This window comes from Photobacterium sp. Ph5 (assembly GCF_022129445.1).
Classification (GTDB): domain Bacteria; phylum Pseudomonadota; class Gammaproteobacteria; order Enterobacterales; family Vibrionaceae; genus Photobacterium.
Genome location: NZ_JADQAQ010000029.1, coordinates 1 through 16,302, shown reverse-complemented (window position 1 = coordinate 16,302; position 16,302 = coordinate 1). Strand labels below are relative to the sequence as shown.

Here is a 16,302-nt window from a genome sequence, read left to right as displayed (position 1 = left end):
ACGCCCTGTTTATATTAAACTGGGCGTCCGATTTCAGATAATGTATGATTACGCTAAGAAGCTAGGAATACGGTTTTCAAAGTCTGTAATTTTATCTTCGTGTTGTAGTGTCAAACCGATATTGTCTAAACCATTTAATAGGCAGTGACGACGGAATTCATCAATTTCAAAGGTGTACTCTTTACCATCCGCACTGACGATCATTTTTTCAAGATCAACAGTGATCTGTGCGCCTTCATTTTCATCGACATACTTAAATAAAGTGTCGACGTCTTGCTCAGATAGACGTACTGGCACCATTTGGTTATTGATCGAGTTACCATAGAAAATATCGGCAAAGCTTGGTGCAATCATAACTTGGATACCGTAATCAGCAAGCGCCCACGGTGCATGTTCACGAGAAGAGCCACAACCAAAGTTTTCACGTGCCAGTAAAATACTCGCACCTTGGTAGCGAGGGGCGTTCATAATAAAGTCAGGGTTTGCCTGCTCGCCTGCATCATCTAGAAAACGCCAATCATGGAAAAGGTGCTTACCAAATCCAGTTCGGGTTACTTTCTGCAAAAACTGTTTTGGAATAATCGCATCGGTATCAATATTTGCCGTATCTAGCGGTACAACTAAACCTGTGTGTTGTTTAAAACCTGTCATGTTCAAATCCTTTTGTTACACCGATGCGGCATCTAGTTGGCGAATATCAACAAAATGTCCGGCACATGCTGCTGCTGCTGCCATGGCTGGGCTAACTAGATGAGTACGCCCATCACGACCTTGACGGCCTTCAAAGTTACGGTTACTGGTTGACGCACAACGCTCACCGGGACCTAAGCGATCGTTATTCATTGCCAGACACATTGAACAACCGGGTAGTCGCCATTCAAAGCCTGCTTCAATAAAAATCTTATCAAGCCCTTCTTTTTCAGCTTGTGCTTTCACTTGCTCTGAGCCTGGAACGACTAAAGCTTGTACGTTAGCGGCAACTTTACGCCCTTTAGCAATGGCTGCTGCTGCGCGCATGTCTTCAATACGTGAGTTAGTGCATGAACCAATAAAGACTTTATCAACAGTAAAATCAGACAGGGCTTTGCCAGCTTCTAGTCCCATGTAAGCTAATGCTTTTTCTGCAGAGGCTTTTTCAACGGGATCGTTAAAGCTTTCAGGGGCAGGGATTGGCTCATCAACGGCAATCACTTGACCCGGGTTTGTTCCCCATGTCACTTGCGGCTTTATGTCTTTAGCATCGAGCGTTACAACGGCATCAAACTCGGCGTTCGGATCGGATTTCAATGATGTCCAGTATTCTACTGCGGCATCAAAGTCTGCGCCTTTCGGGGCAAATTTACGATCTTTAATATAATCAAAGGTCGTTTGATCCGGTGCAATTAAACCTGCTTTAGCGCCTAGTTCAATCGCCATATTACAAACGGTCATACGACCTTCCATTGTAAGGTCTGTGATTGCTTCGCCACAGAACTCAACGACATAGCCAGTACCGCCAGCTGCGGTTGTTTTACCTATGATGGCAAGGACGATGTCTTTTGCTGTAATGCCTTCCGCTACTTTACCTTTAACTTCAATCTTCATGGTTTTCGCACGAGATTGTTTTAAGGTTTGAGTGGCTAAGACATGTTCTACTTCCGAGGTACCAATACCGAAGGCCAGTGCACCAAAGGCACCGTGAGTCGCGGTATGTGAGTCACCACAAACAATGGTCATACCCGGCAGAGTAATACCCAGCTCAGGCCCCATGACGTGTACAATGCCTTGATATTTGTGGTTTAAGTCATACAGAGTGACACCAAACTCGTCACAGTTTTTTGCCAGTGTTTCCATTTGAATACGTGCCATTTCACCCGATGCATTAATGTCTTTAGTTTGGGTAGAAACGTTGTGATCCATAGTGGCGAACGTTTTTGATACTTGGCGCACTTTACGACCCTTCTCACGCAAGCCGTCAAAAGCTTGCGGGGATGTCACTTCATGTACAAGGTGACGGTCGATATATAGGATCGGATTTTCCCCTTCTGCTGCAACGGCAACATGGGCATCGTAAACTTTTTCATAAAGCGTTTTAGGTGAAGCTGAAGCGTTATTATTAGTGTTCGACATTGCTCAATGCTCCCTTATGCTTGTTGAATGTAGGCTGCGATCTTATCGCCCATTTCACTGGTGGTTAGTGCTGGCTTATCACTCGCAAGATCGGCTGTTAACTCACCGGCTTCTAGCGCTTGTGATACCGCTTGTTCGATAGCACGTGCCGCTGTTTCTTCACCTAGGCTGTAACGAAGCATCAGTGCTGCTGATAGGATCTGCGCCACTGGATTTGCTATGTTTTTACCTGCAATATCAGGTGCTGAACCGCCAGCAGGTTCGTACATACCAAACTTATCTTGGTTAAGGCTAGCAGAAGGCAACATACCCATAGAGCCTGTGATCATTGCACACTCATCAGAGATGATATCGCCGAAGATATTTGAACATAGCATGACATCAAATTGAGAAGGATCTTTGATAAGCTGCATGGTCGCGTTATCAATGTACATGTGAGTTAACGTCACATCAGGGTAATCTTTCGCGATTTCTTCCACGACTTCACGCCATAAAATAGAGCTCTGTAGGACGTTAGCTTTATCAATAGAGCAGACTTTTTTGCTGCGTAAGCGAGCTGATTCAAACGCAATTTTTGCAATACGTTCAATTTCATAGCGGTAGTAGACTTCGGTATCGAATGCTTTTTCTTGTGCGCCTTCACCTTCGCGGCCTTTTGGCTGACCAAAATAAATACCGCCAGTGAGCTCACGCACAACTGCAATATCAAAACCACGTTCTGAAATATCAGCGCGTAGTGGAGAGAACTTCTCTAAGCCACGGTGAATTTGAGCTGGGCGTAGATTACAAAATAATTGAAAGTGTTTACGTAGTGGCAGAAGAGCACCACGCTCAGGTTGATCGTTAGGCGCTAGATGTTCCCACTTAGGGCCACCAACAGAGCCAAATAACACTGCATCGGATTGTTCACAGCCTTTTAGAGTGGCATCAGGTAGCGGGCAGCCATGATTATCGATAGCAATACCACCCACATCATATTCTGTACGATTAAAGGTTAGATTAAATTTAGCTTCGATTGCATTTAGCACTTTATGTGCCTGTTGCATCACTTCTGGACCAATCCCGTCACCGGGTAAAACTGCAATATTGTAAGAACCAGCCATGGTATCTTGCTCTCCATAATTGTTTAAAAGTATAAATTCGTGAGTAACTGCAAGCGTTATCAACTAGTGAGTTGCTGAGCGTTGCTTTATTTCTTCAATTTGATCTGCACGGTGAATGCTATTGATAACGTGCAGTAACGCTTGACCAGACGCTTCTACAATATCGGTTGCTAAACCCGTTCCGTGGTATTTTCTGCCTTTATAATTAGCGATGATATCTGCTTGTCCTAAGCCGTCTTCACCTTCACCTTTTGCGGTTAAATCAAATTTATCCAGTACAATGTCATAACCTGTTAGGCGGTAGATACACTGGTATAACGCATCGACAGGACCGTTACCGACTGCTGCTTCACATTTTTCTTCGTCACCACACAATAGCTTGATGCTGGTCGTTGCCATCACACTACCCGATTGAACACTTAGGTAGTTCAGTTTGAAGTAGTCATCTTCATCACGAAGATTAGAAAAATGCATCAGCGCTTCTAAGTCATAATCAAACACTTGGCCTTTACGATCTGCCAGTTTTAAGAAATCAGCATAGAGTTTGTCTAGGCTATATTCGTTTTCGGTGTAGCCCAATGCATCCATGTGACTTTTAACTGCCGCACGACCAGAGCGACTGGTTAGGTTTAGTGCTTGGTTTTTAAGGCCAATCGATTCAGGCGTCATGATCTCATAGGTGTTTTTATTTTTTAGCATACCATCTTGGTGAATACCCGATGAGTGACTAAAGGCATTGGCACCAACAATCGCTTTATTGGCTTGAATTGGCATATTACACAACTGGCTAACCATTTTACTGGTGCGGTGAATTTCATCGTGTTTGATATTGGTGGTAACACCCAGCAACTCCTGACGAGTTTTGATGATCATCGCAATTTCTTCTAGTGAGCAGTTACCTGCACGCTCACCTAGACCATTAATGGTTCCTTCTACTTGACGAGCACCTGCTTGAATGGCTGCCATTGAGTTGGCAACAGACATACCTAAATCATCGTGACAGTGGACAGAAATAACAGCTTTATCGATATTTGGAACGCGGTTAAATAGTTGAGTGATAATGCCGCCAAATTCGCTCGGTAGGGTGTAGCCTACGGTATCAGGAATGTTAATGGTGTTAGCGCCCGCATCGATAGCGGCTTCTACCATGCGGCATAGATTATCAATCGGTGTACGGCCGGCATCTTCACATGAGAACTCAACATCATCAGTATAATTACGCGCACGCTTTACAGCTGCGACACCCATATCAATGACATCATCATAGCTACGACGTAGCTTGTCTTGTACGTGAACGGTTGAGGTTGAAATAAAGGTGTGAATGCGGAAAGCTTCTGCGACTTTCAATGACTCTGCCGCTACATCAATATCTTTTGCTACCGCTCGGGATAGAGCACAAATACGACTGTTTTTGATGTGTTTCGCGATAGTTTGTACTGACTCAAAATCGCCAGGGGATGAAACAGGAAAGCCTGCTTCAATCACATCAACACCTAAACGCTCTAATGCGTATGCGATCTGTAGTTTTTCTTTTACGGTAAGGCTTGCCGATAACGCTTGTTCACCGTCACGTAGCGTAGTATCGAAAATAATGACCTGATCTTTCATTGCTACTTCCTTTTAATCTATTACCGTTACAGGTTAGTTCGCATTCACTTGCGCTAGTCGATATATGAAAAAACCCGCGCAAGTTGCGCGGGTTTTAAAATCTTTAGTGGCGTTTCCCACTCAAAAGCAACCCGCGCGATTTAAGTCACGATAAGGAGGAGGCTAAGGAGTAAAGAGAAACGTTTTTTCATTTTATACACACTTATATAAAGTTGTTTAACAAATGAATACCAAATAGACAGGTCAAAGGTCAACCAATAATTATGTTTATTTTATAATTATGACGCTAACTAATTGATTTTTAATTATTGCGATATATTTCCCCGTAAATAAGGGAAAAACACTGAGAAGGTTGACTATAACATTTAATGATAAATAGTTGTCAAATCATTAACAATTAATGTGATTCTCCTTTTCTTCTAGATTGTCACTGACTCTCCTTTGAAGTTTCACCTTGTTGTCACAAGTCCTTTTTATTCTAGTGACAGTTATAAAAAGGAGAACAATGATGACATTACTTACCCCCATTCAGCGTTTTGATTATGCGTTTTCAACGCTATGTCTCTGTCATCGATTTAATATTCCACTGGCTAAAATTAGCCGTATTGTTTCACGAACAGGCGATGGCCACTTATATGCCATGATTGGCTTTCTCGTATGGTGGGGTGATCAACAACACGGGGATTTTTTCATTCTTTATGGTTTGTTGATGTTTTTGATTGAACTCCCATTGTATTGGCTGCTCAAAAATAGCTTTAAACGTAGTCGTCCGGTTAGTTTACCCTCCTTTATAAAACCCTCAGATCGCTATAGCTTGCCATCGGGTCATACTGCGGCAGCTTTTATGATGGCCGCCTTAATTTCAAGCTTTTATCCTTCGTATAGTGAAATGGTATGGCTATGGGCAAGCTGCATTGGTTTCTCCCGTGTATTACTGGGGGTGCATTATCTTAGCGATATTGTTGCTGGCGCATTATTAGGTTTTACTTGTTTTGAATTAGCCGGTTTTATCTTGTAAGGAATATACAATGAAAATACTTTATGGAATCCAAGGTACGGGTAATGGTCATATTTCTCGAGCTCGTGAAATGGCACGTGCTTTTGATGGATTAGATTGTGAGGTTGATTATTATTTTTCAGGGCGGGAAAGAGATAAGTTTTTTGATATGGCCTGTTTTGGTGATTATCAATTGGGAAAAGGGCTGACTTTCGTTACTGAACAAGGCTGTATCCAACGATTAAAAACATGGCATCAGCTTGATTTACGGCAATTTCGACAAGAAGTGAAAACGTTAGATGTATCTCGTTATGATTTAGTGTTGAATGATTTTGAGCCCGTTACTGCATGGGCTGCAAAACAGCAGAAAGTACCCAGTCTCTCGTTAAGTCATCAAGCTGCTTTTTTACATGATGTACCCAAAGCGAATGAAAGCGTATTTGATCGACTACTTACGCGTTATTTTGCTCCGACTCAATATCAAATTGGTCTGCATTGGCATCATTTTAACTGCCCAATATTACCGCCAATTATTCCTTGTTTTGATACACCGAGTCGTCATCAACAACCTTTTATTTTGGTGTATTTACCCTTTGAGTCACTTTCTCAAATTACCGATTTACTCTCTCATTTTCAGCAAGTGAATTTTGTTTGTTATCACCCAGATGTTGAGAGCAAATCACAATGGCAAAATGTGCAGTTGAAACCATTAAGTCGAGAGGGTTTTCATTACCATTTACATCACTGTAAAGGTGTCGTGGCAAACGGTGGTTTTGAGCTGCCTTCAGAGGCTATTTCTTTAGGGAAAAAATTATTGCTAAAGCCATTACAAGGGCAATTTGAACAAAGTAGTAATGTTGCAACGTTAGCGATGATGGGATTAGCTCATGTTACTCAATCGTTAGATGTGACGACGATGCGAGTTTGGCTTGATAGCGAGAGTGTTGGGCGGGTTAAAATCCCAGATGTTGCAAGTGAAGTTAGTAAGTGGTTACTTAATAAAGAGTGGGATGATATTGATGCACTAAAAGAAGTGTTATGGCAGCAAGTTGAGTTCCCAGAGTCTGTAGCTGAAGCAATGTCCGAGCATTACCCCGAAAGCCAATATATCACGGTGACGCCTTCACTGATTAAATCATTGGTGAAATGAATCAATAGGAAAAGTTACTGATTATTCTTGAATTTGTTACTGCTTTTTACCTTAAAAAAATGTCTAAAGTTTTATTTATATCTTTTTTTATTTATTTTATGTGTGGTTTAACTCTATGATTTTTAATGTTTATATTTCTGAATTAGTGTTAATTCATACAAAGTTCATAATCACTTATATTCTATTATTAGTCTCATCAATCTGTTTGGATAATACTGGTCTCATCCCAAATCAAGCGGGTTTAGACTAGAAGCAAGAATTAAGCTTCTAAGTTACTGAAGGCATAGGACGTGCCGATGAACTCATAAATTTAGAGGCACAATATGACACGTAAAACATCTTCAGTTTTCCCAACAGAAACTTACTCAATGGAATCAACATTACGTAGTGTTGATCTTAATTTATTAACTGTTTTTGATGCTGTAATGCAAGAGCAGAACATTACCCGTGCAGCACATAATTTAGGTATGTCACAACCTGCGGTAAGTAATGCTGTTGCGCGTCTTAAAGTGATGTTTAATGATGAACTATTTATTCGTCATGGTCGCGGTATTCAACCAACGCAACGAGCAAAACAATTGTTTGGACCACTGCGCCAAGCCCTGCAATTAGTTAAAAATGAATTGCCATGCTCTATCTTTAATCCAATGACATCAAATCGTACTTTTAAGTTGGCAATTTGCAGCCCTTCAGATATGCGTTTTGCACCTCAGATTTTAAAAGAAATGAACACGCAAGCACCTAATTTACGTCTTCAACTTGAAGCCGAATTTGAAGCGGAATTAGCACAGAAATTGCGTTATCAAGAAATTGATTTTGTGATTGATTATGTACGCTTTGATGAGCAAGGTTTTTGCAGCACAGAATTATTCAGTGATGAACTCGTTGTCATCGCATCAGGAAATCACCCTCGTTTACATGACAGTATTTCTGAAGCTGAATTTAATCATGAAATGCACGCCGTATTAAAAACGATCCCTGAAGTTAAAGGTTTCGCCGATCATATTTACAATCAAGCGCACAGTTACAATGAAGCTTATCAAGGTGCGAGTTTAAGCAATATTATGTATGTAGTCGGCCAATCTGAATTAATTGCGGTAGCGCCTCGTTGGTTAGCAGAATCTGTGGCTGATAATCTACACTTAAAAGTGCTAGAACTTCCATTTGCTAACAATAAAATTAGCGGTTACTTAAGTTGGCATGAGTCAACACAAAAAGATAAAGGCAATATTTGGATGCGAGATCAACTAATGGCAATTTGTGGTGACTTAACCCAATAATCCTCATGATATAAACGTAAAGGTCAGCATAATTGCTGACCTTTTCTGTTCGTAGTTATCGAAATTACAGCGTCAAGAGTTGTCTGTTTTTTGCAATATGAATAATGTCGCGACATGAAATCAGGTTGATTTTTTCGTTCTTCAACCATGTTATTTATAGATCCTTACACTTTTGCTTTTTGATTGAAAAGTCGTTTGATAGCCTTTATTCACAAGGCGTAGAGTAAATCACTAGGGTTGGGAAATATAATTTTATGTGCATTATGGTTGGCTTTTTATAGGCTGAATTGTAGACTGCATATCTCGAATCAGCTTACAAGTGTAAGCTAAAGAAATAGAGTACTTATGGCACAACACGATTTTCATATTGTTCACCGCATTCGCAGTCAAGTTTCTCGCTTAGGTGATAAGCCTGCATTACGTCATCAAGTTGATGGTGAGTGGCAAGATATTAGTTGGAATTGTTTTGGCGAACAAATTCAGCAACTGGCTTTGGCGTTATTGTGTCAAGGGCTACAGGTTCAAGATAAAGTCGGTATATTTTCAAACAATATGCCACGTTGGACTGTTGCTGATTTTGCGGCGTTATACAATCGTTGTATTACAGTTCCTATTTATCCAACAAGTACAGAGCAGCAAGCGGCTTATATCCTTCAGGACGCAAGTGTAAAAGTACTTTTTGTTGGCGAGCAAGCTCAAATGGATGCGGCTGTTGAAATTGCAGCACAATGCCCTCAGCTTGAACGCATCGTTGCACTGTCGGACGATGTCACGATCCCTGATCATCCATTAGCGTGTCATTATAATGAGTTTGTTGAGCAAGCAAGCGGTGAATATCAGCAAGAACTTGATACTCGCTTAGCTGAAAAACAAATGGATGATCTGATCACGCTTATTTATACCTCGGGTACAACCGGTACACCGAAAGGGGTAATGCTAGATTATGCGAACATAGCTTCTCAGATTGAAGCGCATGATCAGCGGTTAGCGTTAGATGAAGGTGATACTTCATTATGTTTCTTACCGTTATCACACGTCTTTGAGCGAGCATGGACTTTTTACGCGTTACATCGTGGTGTCGTTAATTGCTATCTATCCGATACTAATAAATTGAAAGAAGCACTAATCACGGTGAAACCGCAGTATATGTCGGCGGTTCCTCGTGTGTTTGAAAAAATCTATTCAGGTATTCACGATAAAGTCTCTCGTGCACCCTTGCACCGTAAAATGATATTTACATGGGCGGTGAATATGGGGGCTAAGATGTCTGCTGCCCGTCAGGAATGCCGTGAGCCTTCTTGGCTATTGAAGAAATCTTATGCGTTAGCTGAGAAAGTGGTGCTATCTAAACTACAGGCAGTACTCGGTGGCAATATTAAATTTATGCCATGTGGTGGTGCGAAATTAGATGCGGGAATTGGACGCTTTTTCCATGCGATTGGAATTAACGTTAAATTAGGTTACGGCATGACAGAAACCACAGCGACGGTTTCTTGTTGGGATGACAGCTGTTATAACCCTGATTCTATTGGTATGCCAATGCCCGGTGCTGAAGTTAAAATTGGCGAGCAGAATGAAATTTTAGTTCGTGGTCCAATGGTTATGCGTGGCTATTATAATATGCCGGAAGAAACCGCGAAAAATTTCACTGAAGATGGCTTCTTGAAAACAGGTGATGCGGGCTATCTTGATGAGCAAGGTAATTTGTTTATTACAGATCGTATTAAAGAGTTAATGAAGACTTCTGGTGGTAAATATATTGCGCCGCAAGTGATTGAAGGTGCGATAGGTAAAGATCACTTTATTGAGCAGATAGCTGTTATTGCCGATACTCGTAAGTTTGTATCAGCCTTGATTGTTCCGTGTTTTGAAACGCTTGAAGAACATGCGCGCGAATTAAATATCAAATACAAAGACCGTTTGGAGCTAGTTAAACATAGCCAAATTGTTGAGTTAATTGAAAAACGTGTTGTAGAGCTACAAAAAGATTTAGCACGTTTTGAACAGGTGAAAAAATTCACCTTGTTACCTAAATCATTTTCGATGGACAAAGGTGAGTTAACGCCTACTCAAAAACTTCGTCGAAAAGTGATTCAAGATCGTTACCACAAAGAAATTGAGCATATGTATGAGGAAAGCCATAAAAAGGCGTCTCATAAAGATAAGTAATGTTTTATTTTTAATAAATTAAGGAGCCGTTATGGCTCCTTTTTTGTTTTAGCTAGTAACATATTTGGTAATAAAACTACGTGGTGGTTATTAATGTGGCTGGATGGTTTTATTTTCATGTAAAAAGTCATAAAACATCAAATTTTAAGATTTTAAAATCAAAGTCGACTTTTCCTCTAGATTCAAATGCTGCAAAAGCGTTAAAGTTGTTACAGGTAGCTGCGTGTTGTTATTGCATTGCGCAGTATACATAGCATGAATTATTCATGGCGTTTATTAGGCTAAAAATAAGCCCTAACTATGTTTCATCGACCTGGAGACAAAATATGGAGATGTTGTCCGGCGCTGATATGATCGTACGTTCTATGATCGATCAAGGCGTTAAGCATATATTCGGCTACCCTGGTGGCTCTGTTCTTGATATCTACGATGCCCTTCATGAAAAAAGCGATATTGAACATGTTCTTGTTCGTCATGAACAAGCTGCTGTTCATATGGCTGATGGTTATGCGCGTGCCACGGGTGATGTAGGTGTTGTACTGGTGACCTCTGGTCCTGGCGCAACGAATGCCATTACTGGTATTGCAACGGCTTATATGGATTCAATCCCTATGGTCGTGCTATCAGGACAAGTAATGAGTAGCTTAATTGGTAACGATGCATTCCAAGAATGTGACATGGTTGGGATTTCACGCCCAGTCGTTAAACATAGCTTTCTTGTAACCAAACCTGAAGACATCCCTGCAATTATCAAAAAAGCCTTCTATATAGCATCTACAGGTCGTCCAGGTCCTGTTGTGGTTGATATCCCTAAAGATATGTTAAACCCTGCTGAAGCGTATCCTTATCAATATCCAGAATCGATTTCATTACGTTCATATAACCCGACGACCCAAGGTCATAAAGGACAAATTAAGCGTGGTGTTAAAGCGCTATTATCTGCGAAAAAACCAGTATTGTACGTAGGTGGCGGTGCCATCATGTCATCGTGCAGCGAGCAATTGATTGAACTTGCTGAGTCATTAAACATCCCTGTTGTGAATACTTTGATGGGGCTAGGGGCGTTCCCTGGTACACATAAACAGTGTTTAGGTATGTTGGGTATGCATGGCACTTATGAAGCGAATATGGCAATGCATAACGCAGATCTTATATTTGGTATTGGAGTGCGTTTTGATGATCGTACGACTAACAACTTAGAAAAGTACTGCCCTGATGCAACGATCATGCACATAGATATTGATCCCTCATCGATATCTAAAACCGTATCAGCAGATATCCCTATCGTGGGCTCGGCGGATACCGTACTAAATAGCATGCTTAAATTATTAAAAGAGCATGAAGTGAAAAATGATCAACAAGAGATCGCACAATGGTGGCAATCAATTGAATCGTGGCGAGAACGTGAATGTTTAAGCTATGACACCGATAGTGATCGTATTAAACCACAGCAAGTGATTGAGGCTCTTCATCGCTTAACCAATGGCGAAGCTTATGTTTCTTCTGATGTTGGTCAACACCAAATGTTTGCCGCGCTTTATTACCCGTTTGATAAGCCTCGTCGTTGGATTAACTCTGGCGGTTTAGGCACGATGGGCTTTGGTTTGCCTGCTGCGATGGGAGTGAAGTTTGCTTTGCCTGATGCGGAAGTGGTGTGCGTAACAGGTGATGGCAGTATTCAGATGAATATTCAAGAGCTATCTACCGCGTTGCAATACGATATTCCTGTTAAGATCATTAACTTAAATAACCGATTCTTAGGCATGGTGAAGCAGTGGCAAGATATGATCTACCAAGGTCGCCACTCACATTCATACATGGACTCTGTGCCCGATTTTGCTGCTATTGCTGAAGCTTATGGTCATGTTGGTGTACGAATTTCAGATCCTAATAAATTAGAAAGTGAATTAGAAAAAGCTTTGGCATTAAAAGATAAATTAGTCTTTATCGATATTAGTGTTGATGAAACAGAGCACGTTTACCCAATGCTTATCCGTGGTGGTGCAATGAATGAGATGTGGTTAAGCAAGACGGAGAGAACCTAATGCGTAGAATTATTTCAGTATTACTTGAAAACCAACCGGGTGCATTATCTCGTGTGGTGGGTCTGTTTTCTCAGCGTGGTTACAATATCGAATCACTCACTGTTGCACCAACAGATGATCCAACGTTATCTCGCTTAAATATCACGACTAATGTGAAAAATGAATCGGCTTACGAACAAATCGAAAAACATCTTCATAAGCTGATTGATATTTTAAAGGTTAGTAATATTACTGAATCTGAGCATGTTGAGCGTGAATTAATGCTAACTAAAGTCAAAGCAAGTGGTTTTGCGCGAGCAGAGGTTAAACGTACTGCAGATATTTTCCGAGGACAGATCATTGATGTTACAAGTCAAATTTATACCATTCAATTAATAGGCACGGGTGAGAAGCTTGATGCTTTCCTTGCTGCTGTTGGTGAAGCGACAGAGATCATTGAAGTCGCTCGAAGTGGTGTTGTTGGTATGGCTCGGGGAGAGCGCGCGTTAAAGGCGTAATTGTATAGCGCAATATTAAGAAAGCCGATTGTAGTAATAAGCAATCGGCTTTTTATTTTTTAATGAATAAACATCGACTAATCTTTAGTAAGGAGCAGAAGGCAGGGAAGCGCTTATACCATATGAGGTAAGCGATGCTGCGGCAATTTTTGGTCCGATTAACCACAGCTATTCTCGTTATTTTAGGGTTTAAAGTGAGTGCAATTTATTTTTTGTTAGTTGTGTTGCTGTTAAATACCCACCATAAAGAGATCTTTGGCTGGTAAGATCAAAAAAGCTCGTTAATGATATTAACGAGCTTTTTATTTGAAATTTAAAGCTTAGAGGTGATTTTTTATGTCATCAACTGCTCTTTCAAAGTGGGTCTGCATAATTTTTTGAGCAAGTTCCACATCACGGTCAAGTACCGCTTTCATCAGAGCTTCGTGTTCCCCTTCATCAGTATAGCGATCTTCCACTTCTCGTGTTTTACTCACCCAAATATGGCGATAGCGTTTTATTTGATCATAGATATCATTATAGATATCAAGCATTACAGGAGAGTGTGCACTGGTTAAAATAGCGGTGTGGAAATCACTATGTCTTTGTTCCCATTCAGATAAATCAGTATCATCAAGGGTTGGATCTAAGCGGCTGAGTTTGTGATAGGTCGTCAAAATATTGAGTTCCCAAGCTTCATCACCCTGCGTAATTGCACGCGATAATAGCTCTCGAGAGATGACTTTATTCGCGCTAAAAAGATCTTGTAGCTCTTCAATTGAAACGGGTGCGACCCAACATCCTTTTTGTGGTGCAAATTTAACGTATTTTTTCCATGATAATTGCACCAAGGCTTCTCTAATTGGAGATGCACCTACGTTGTATCGCTCTTTAAGATCAGCGACAACGAGTTTTTGGCCAGGAGTCAGTTTACCGAGCAAGATATCTTGTCGGATGACTTCCATAACCTGATTCGTTAAAGTCGGGCTAGACACGTCAATCCTCTTCTGCTTTTAAAATTCTCGTTATTATTATTATTGAGAATTTATCGTCTTGTTATATATGAAGTTATAAGTACTTTAAGATTAAAGTATACATTGGTTTGTTTATTGCTTAAACATTTTAGGTGCTATTTGGTCATTTATAGAAGGGGTATCATATAAGTGATGGCTAACATAATAATGTAGCATTACCCAAAGTAAGCGCTATCACGTATTTATTGTTAGGGGACAAAGTGGCATGTTAAGAGGCTGGATGTTTAGAGTGTTAACAGCATAAAAGAAAAAGGAGCTACAAGAGCTCCTTTTTATACATCAGTAGGTACGAATTAAAGTACGTGTACAGATGCTGTGTTTGTAGTGCCTGAAGTTACAAGAGCACCAGAAACCATAACAACGATATCGCCTTTAGCACCAAGACCAGTCTCAAGTGCTAGCTCTTTACCACGTAGGTAGAATGCATCAGTGTTTTCGATTGAATCAACAACAACTGGTGTAACGCCTTTAGAAAGACATAGCTGAGCTGCTGTCTTCGTATTTGTTGTTACAGCAAGAATGCGTGCAGTTGGGAAGTATTTACGTACAGAGCGAGCTGATTTACCAGCTTCTGTTGCAACGATGATCAGTGGAGCGCCTAGCTTCTCAGCTGTGTCTACTGCACCTTTACATACTGCTTCTGTGATACGTAGACGTGGACTGTCTAGGCGAGAACCTAGCTCAGGCTTAACAACGTCATCTGTACGAGCACAGATTTGCGCCATAATAGTTACAGCTTCAATTGGGTATTTACCCTTAGCTGATTCACCAGAAAGCATTACAGCATCTGTACCATCCATGATTGCGTTAGCAACGTCACCCGCTTCTGCGCGAGTTGGACGTGGGTTCTTAATCATAGAATCAAGCATTTGAGTTGCAGTGATTACAACTTTACGTGCACGGTTACATTTCTCGATCATCATCTTCTGAGCGAAGATAACTTCTTCAACTGGGATTTCAACACCAAGATCACCACGAGCAACCATGATACCGTCAGAAGCTTCAAGGATAGCGTCAAAGTTATCAACACCTTCTTGGTTTTCGATCTTAGAGATAATTTGGATGTTTTCGCCGCCATTAGCTGCTAGAAGTGCACGGATTTCCTGTACGTCTTCTGCTTTACGGATGAAAGAAGCAGCAACGAAATCAACGCCTTGCTCACAACCAAACTTAAGGTCTGCTTTATCTTTTTCAGCAAGTGCTGGAAGTTTTACAGAAACGCCAGGCAGGTTAACACCTTTATTTTCGCCTAGGTCACCGTTGTTAAGTACTTTACACTTAACTTCAGTCTCTGTAGTTTCTAGCACTTCCATTTCGATTAGACCGTCGTCTACTAGGATAGTGTTACCTTTTGTTAGGTCTTTAGCAAAACCTGGGTAAGTTACAGCAACGCGGTTTTGGTTACCAACAACTGAAGTGTCAGTTGTGAATGTAAAATCTTGACCAGCTACTAGAGAGAAGTCTTGACCGCCTTCTAGTTTGATTGTACGAATTTCAGGGCCTTTAGTATCTAACAGGATTGCTAGTTCTTTGCCTGTATTAGCCATTACTTCGCGTAGGTTACGAATACGTTGACCGTGCTCTTCGAAGTCACCGTGTGAGAAGTTAAGACGCATTACGTTCATACCAGCGTTAGCTAGCTTAGTAAGCATTTCTACAGATTCAGTTTTAGGTCCAATCGTACATACGATCTTGGTCTTTTTCATTGAGGGTCTCTCCAGACGAACTTTTACCCAAGGGGAAATTATCATCATAGAACTAGTGTTCTCATCTGATTGCTGTATGACTACATTCTAAATGAGAGAGTAGTTACTACGATGGTTGTAATAAAAAACTCGATAAACATTACTTTATAAAAACGTTGGCGCTTTGATAAAGTGCGGTACGAAATTTTTATGGTTACTTATCGTTGGTTAGATCTTGGTACTTGCGTTAGTCAATAATATCAAACAGTTTCATTGGATATGGGCTTAACGAGCGCAACATTATAGCAGAACTCTTGTGATTTGCACTTAGAGTTAAGAGCCTAAATTGTCTCATTGCTATGTGACGTAACGATGATGATTATGCTTAAAAATAAAAATAAAGTATTGCTATTTATCAAGACTTGAAAGGGTTATTCAATATTATCTTTGCGCTGTAACATATTCTGTTGCAGTGAAGAAGTATCAAAGTAATTGATGAAATCACAATGATAGCTTTTGTGATCTTAATCTGAATGGGTATGGATAAAACAAAAGGCAGAGAAGGATTAACCTTTTCTGCCTTTCTATGTTTGGTGGCCCCTCCCAGACTTGAACTGGGGACCAAGCGATTATGAGTCGCCTGCTC

General features: G+C 40.7%; 12 protein-coding genes. 6 read left to right on the top strand and 6 right to left on the bottom strand.

The window, feature by feature from the left end; translation table 11 throughout:
* Window positions 1-48: 48 nt before the first annotated feature.
* From leuD to leuA, 4 genes are all read right to left on the bottom strand, one after another.
* Window positions 49-651 carry a 3-isopropylmalate dehydratase small subunit gene (gene leuD, locus I3259_RS12345; protein ID WP_005369865.1) on the bottom strand — a complete coding sequence of 201 codons (603 nt, stop codon included), beginning with the start codon at window positions 649-651 and terminating at the stop codon, window positions 49-51.
* 15 nt (window positions 652-666) lie between these two features.
* Complete coding sequence (leuC, locus tag I3259_RS12340; protein WP_238029905.1) at window positions 667-2,109, bottom strand: 3-isopropylmalate dehydratase large subunit; 1,443 nt, start codon at window positions 2,107-2,109, stop codon at window positions 667-669.
* 14 nt (window positions 2,110-2,123) lie between these two features.
* The gene (leuB, locus tag I3259_RS12335; protein WP_107207643.1) at window positions 2,124-3,212 is read right to left on the bottom strand and encodes a 3-isopropylmalate dehydrogenase; all 1,089 of its coding nucleotides are present in this window, start codon (window positions 3,210-3,212) and stop codon (window positions 2,124-2,126) included.
* Window positions 3,213-3,275: 63 nt separating this feature from the next.
* Window positions 3,276-4,820 carry a 2-isopropylmalate synthase gene (gene leuA / locus I3259_RS12330; protein WP_238029904.1) on the bottom strand — a complete coding sequence of 515 codons (1,545 nt, stop codon included), beginning with the start codon at window positions 4,818-4,820 and terminating at the stop codon, window positions 3,276-3,278.
* A gap of 508 nt (window positions 4,821-5,328) precedes the next feature.
* On the opposite strand from leuA, the gene I3259_RS12325 reads away from it, so the two are divergent.
* The 6 genes from I3259_RS12325 to ilvN all read left to right on the top strand — a co-directional run bounded on the left by I3259_RS12325 (window position 5,329) and on the right by ilvN (window position 12,958).
* Complete coding sequence (locus I3259_RS12325; RefSeq protein WP_238029935.1) at window positions 5,329-5,838, top strand: phosphatase PAP2 family protein; 510 nt, start codon at window positions 5,329-5,331, stop codon at window positions 5,836-5,838.
* Between the two features lie 10 nt (window positions 5,839-5,848).
* On the top strand, window positions 5,849-6,967 hold the full coding sequence (locus I3259_RS12320; protein WP_238029903.1) for an MJ1255/VC2487 family glycosyltransferase: 1,119 nt from the start codon (window positions 5,849-5,851) through the stop codon (window positions 6,965-6,967).
* A gap of 323 nt (window positions 6,968-7,290) precedes the next feature.
* Window positions 7,291-8,247 carry a transcriptional regulator LeuO gene (leuO, locus tag I3259_RS12315; RefSeq protein ID WP_238029902.1) on the top strand — a complete coding sequence of 319 codons (957 nt, stop codon included), beginning with the start codon at window positions 7,291-7,293 and terminating at the stop codon, window positions 8,245-8,247.
* A gap of 345 nt (window positions 8,248-8,592) precedes the next feature.
* On the top strand, window positions 8,593-10,416 hold the full coding sequence (locus tag I3259_RS12310) for a long-chain fatty acid--CoA ligase (protein WP_238029901.1): 1,824 nt from the start codon (window positions 8,593-8,595) through the stop codon (window positions 10,414-10,416).
* 326 nt (window positions 10,417-10,742) lie between these two features.
* A complete protein-coding gene (locus I3259_RS12305; protein ID WP_238029900.1) occupies window positions 10,743-12,461 on the top strand; it encodes an acetolactate synthase 3 large subunit in 1,719 nt (572 codons plus the stop codon).
* Window positions 12,461-12,958 carry an acetolactate synthase small subunit gene (gene ilvN / locus I3259_RS12300; protein WP_005369845.1) on the top strand — a complete coding sequence of 166 codons (498 nt, stop codon included), beginning with the start codon at window positions 12,461-12,463 and terminating at the stop codon, window positions 12,956-12,958. Before I3259_RS12305 ends, ilvN begins: the two co-directional genes overlap by 1 nt.
* 320 nt (window positions 12,959-13,278) lie before the next feature.
* Here ilvN and I3259_RS12295 read toward each other — a convergent pair whose 3' ends face one another.
* Both I3259_RS12295 and pykF read right to left on the bottom strand, forming a co-directional pair.
* Window positions 13,279-13,902, bottom strand: coding sequence for an FCD domain-containing protein (locus I3259_RS12295; RefSeq protein WP_238029934.1), 624 nt, complete (start codon window positions 13,900-13,902; stop codon window positions 13,279-13,281).
* A gap of 362 nt (window positions 13,903-14,264) precedes the next feature.
* Complete coding sequence (pykF, locus tag I3259_RS12290; RefSeq protein WP_238029899.1) at window positions 14,265-15,677, bottom strand: pyruvate kinase PykF; 1,413 nt, start codon at window positions 15,675-15,677, stop codon at window positions 14,265-14,267.
* Window positions 15,678-16,302: the final 625 nt, after the last annotated feature.

Coding starts and splice junctions, on each gene's coding strand:
- leuD (WP_005369865.1), bottom strand. CDS start 651: ATGACAGGTTTTAAACAACACACAGGTTTAGTTGTACCGCTAGATACG.
- leuC (WP_238029905.1), bottom strand. CDS start 2,109: ATGTCGAACACTAATAATAACGCTTCAGCTTCACCTAAAACGCTTTAT.
- leuB (WP_107207643.1), bottom strand. CDS start 3,212: ATGGCTGGTTCTTACAATATTGCAGTTTTACCCGGTGACGGGATTGGT.
- leuA (WP_238029904.1), bottom strand. CDS start 4,820: ATGAAAGATCAGGTCATTATTTTCGATACTACGCTACGTGACGGTGAA.
- I3259_RS12325 (WP_238029935.1), top strand. CDS start 5,329: ATGACATTACTTACCCCCATTCAGCGTTTTGATTATGCGTTTTCAACG.
- I3259_RS12320 (WP_238029903.1), top strand. CDS start 5,849: ATGAAAATACTTTATGGAATCCAAGGTACGGGTAATGGTCATATTTCT.
- leuO (WP_238029902.1), top strand. CDS start 7,291: ATGACACGTAAAACATCTTCAGTTTTCCCAACAGAAACTTACTCAATG.
- I3259_RS12310 (WP_238029901.1), top strand. CDS start 8,593: ATGGCACAACACGATTTTCATATTGTTCACCGCATTCGCAGTCAAGTT.
- I3259_RS12305 (WP_238029900.1), top strand. CDS start 10,743: ATGGAGATGTTGTCCGGCGCTGATATGATCGTACGTTCTATGATCGAT.
- ilvN (WP_005369845.1), top strand. CDS start 12,461: ATGCGTAGAATTATTTCAGTATTACTTGAAAACCAACCGGGTGCATTA.
- I3259_RS12295 (WP_238029934.1), bottom strand. CDS start 13,902: ATGGAAGTCATCCGACAAGATATCTTGCTCGGTAAACTGACTCCTGGC.
- pykF (WP_238029899.1), bottom strand. CDS start 15,677: ATGAAAAAGACCAAGATCGTATGTACGATTGGACCTAAAACTGAATCT.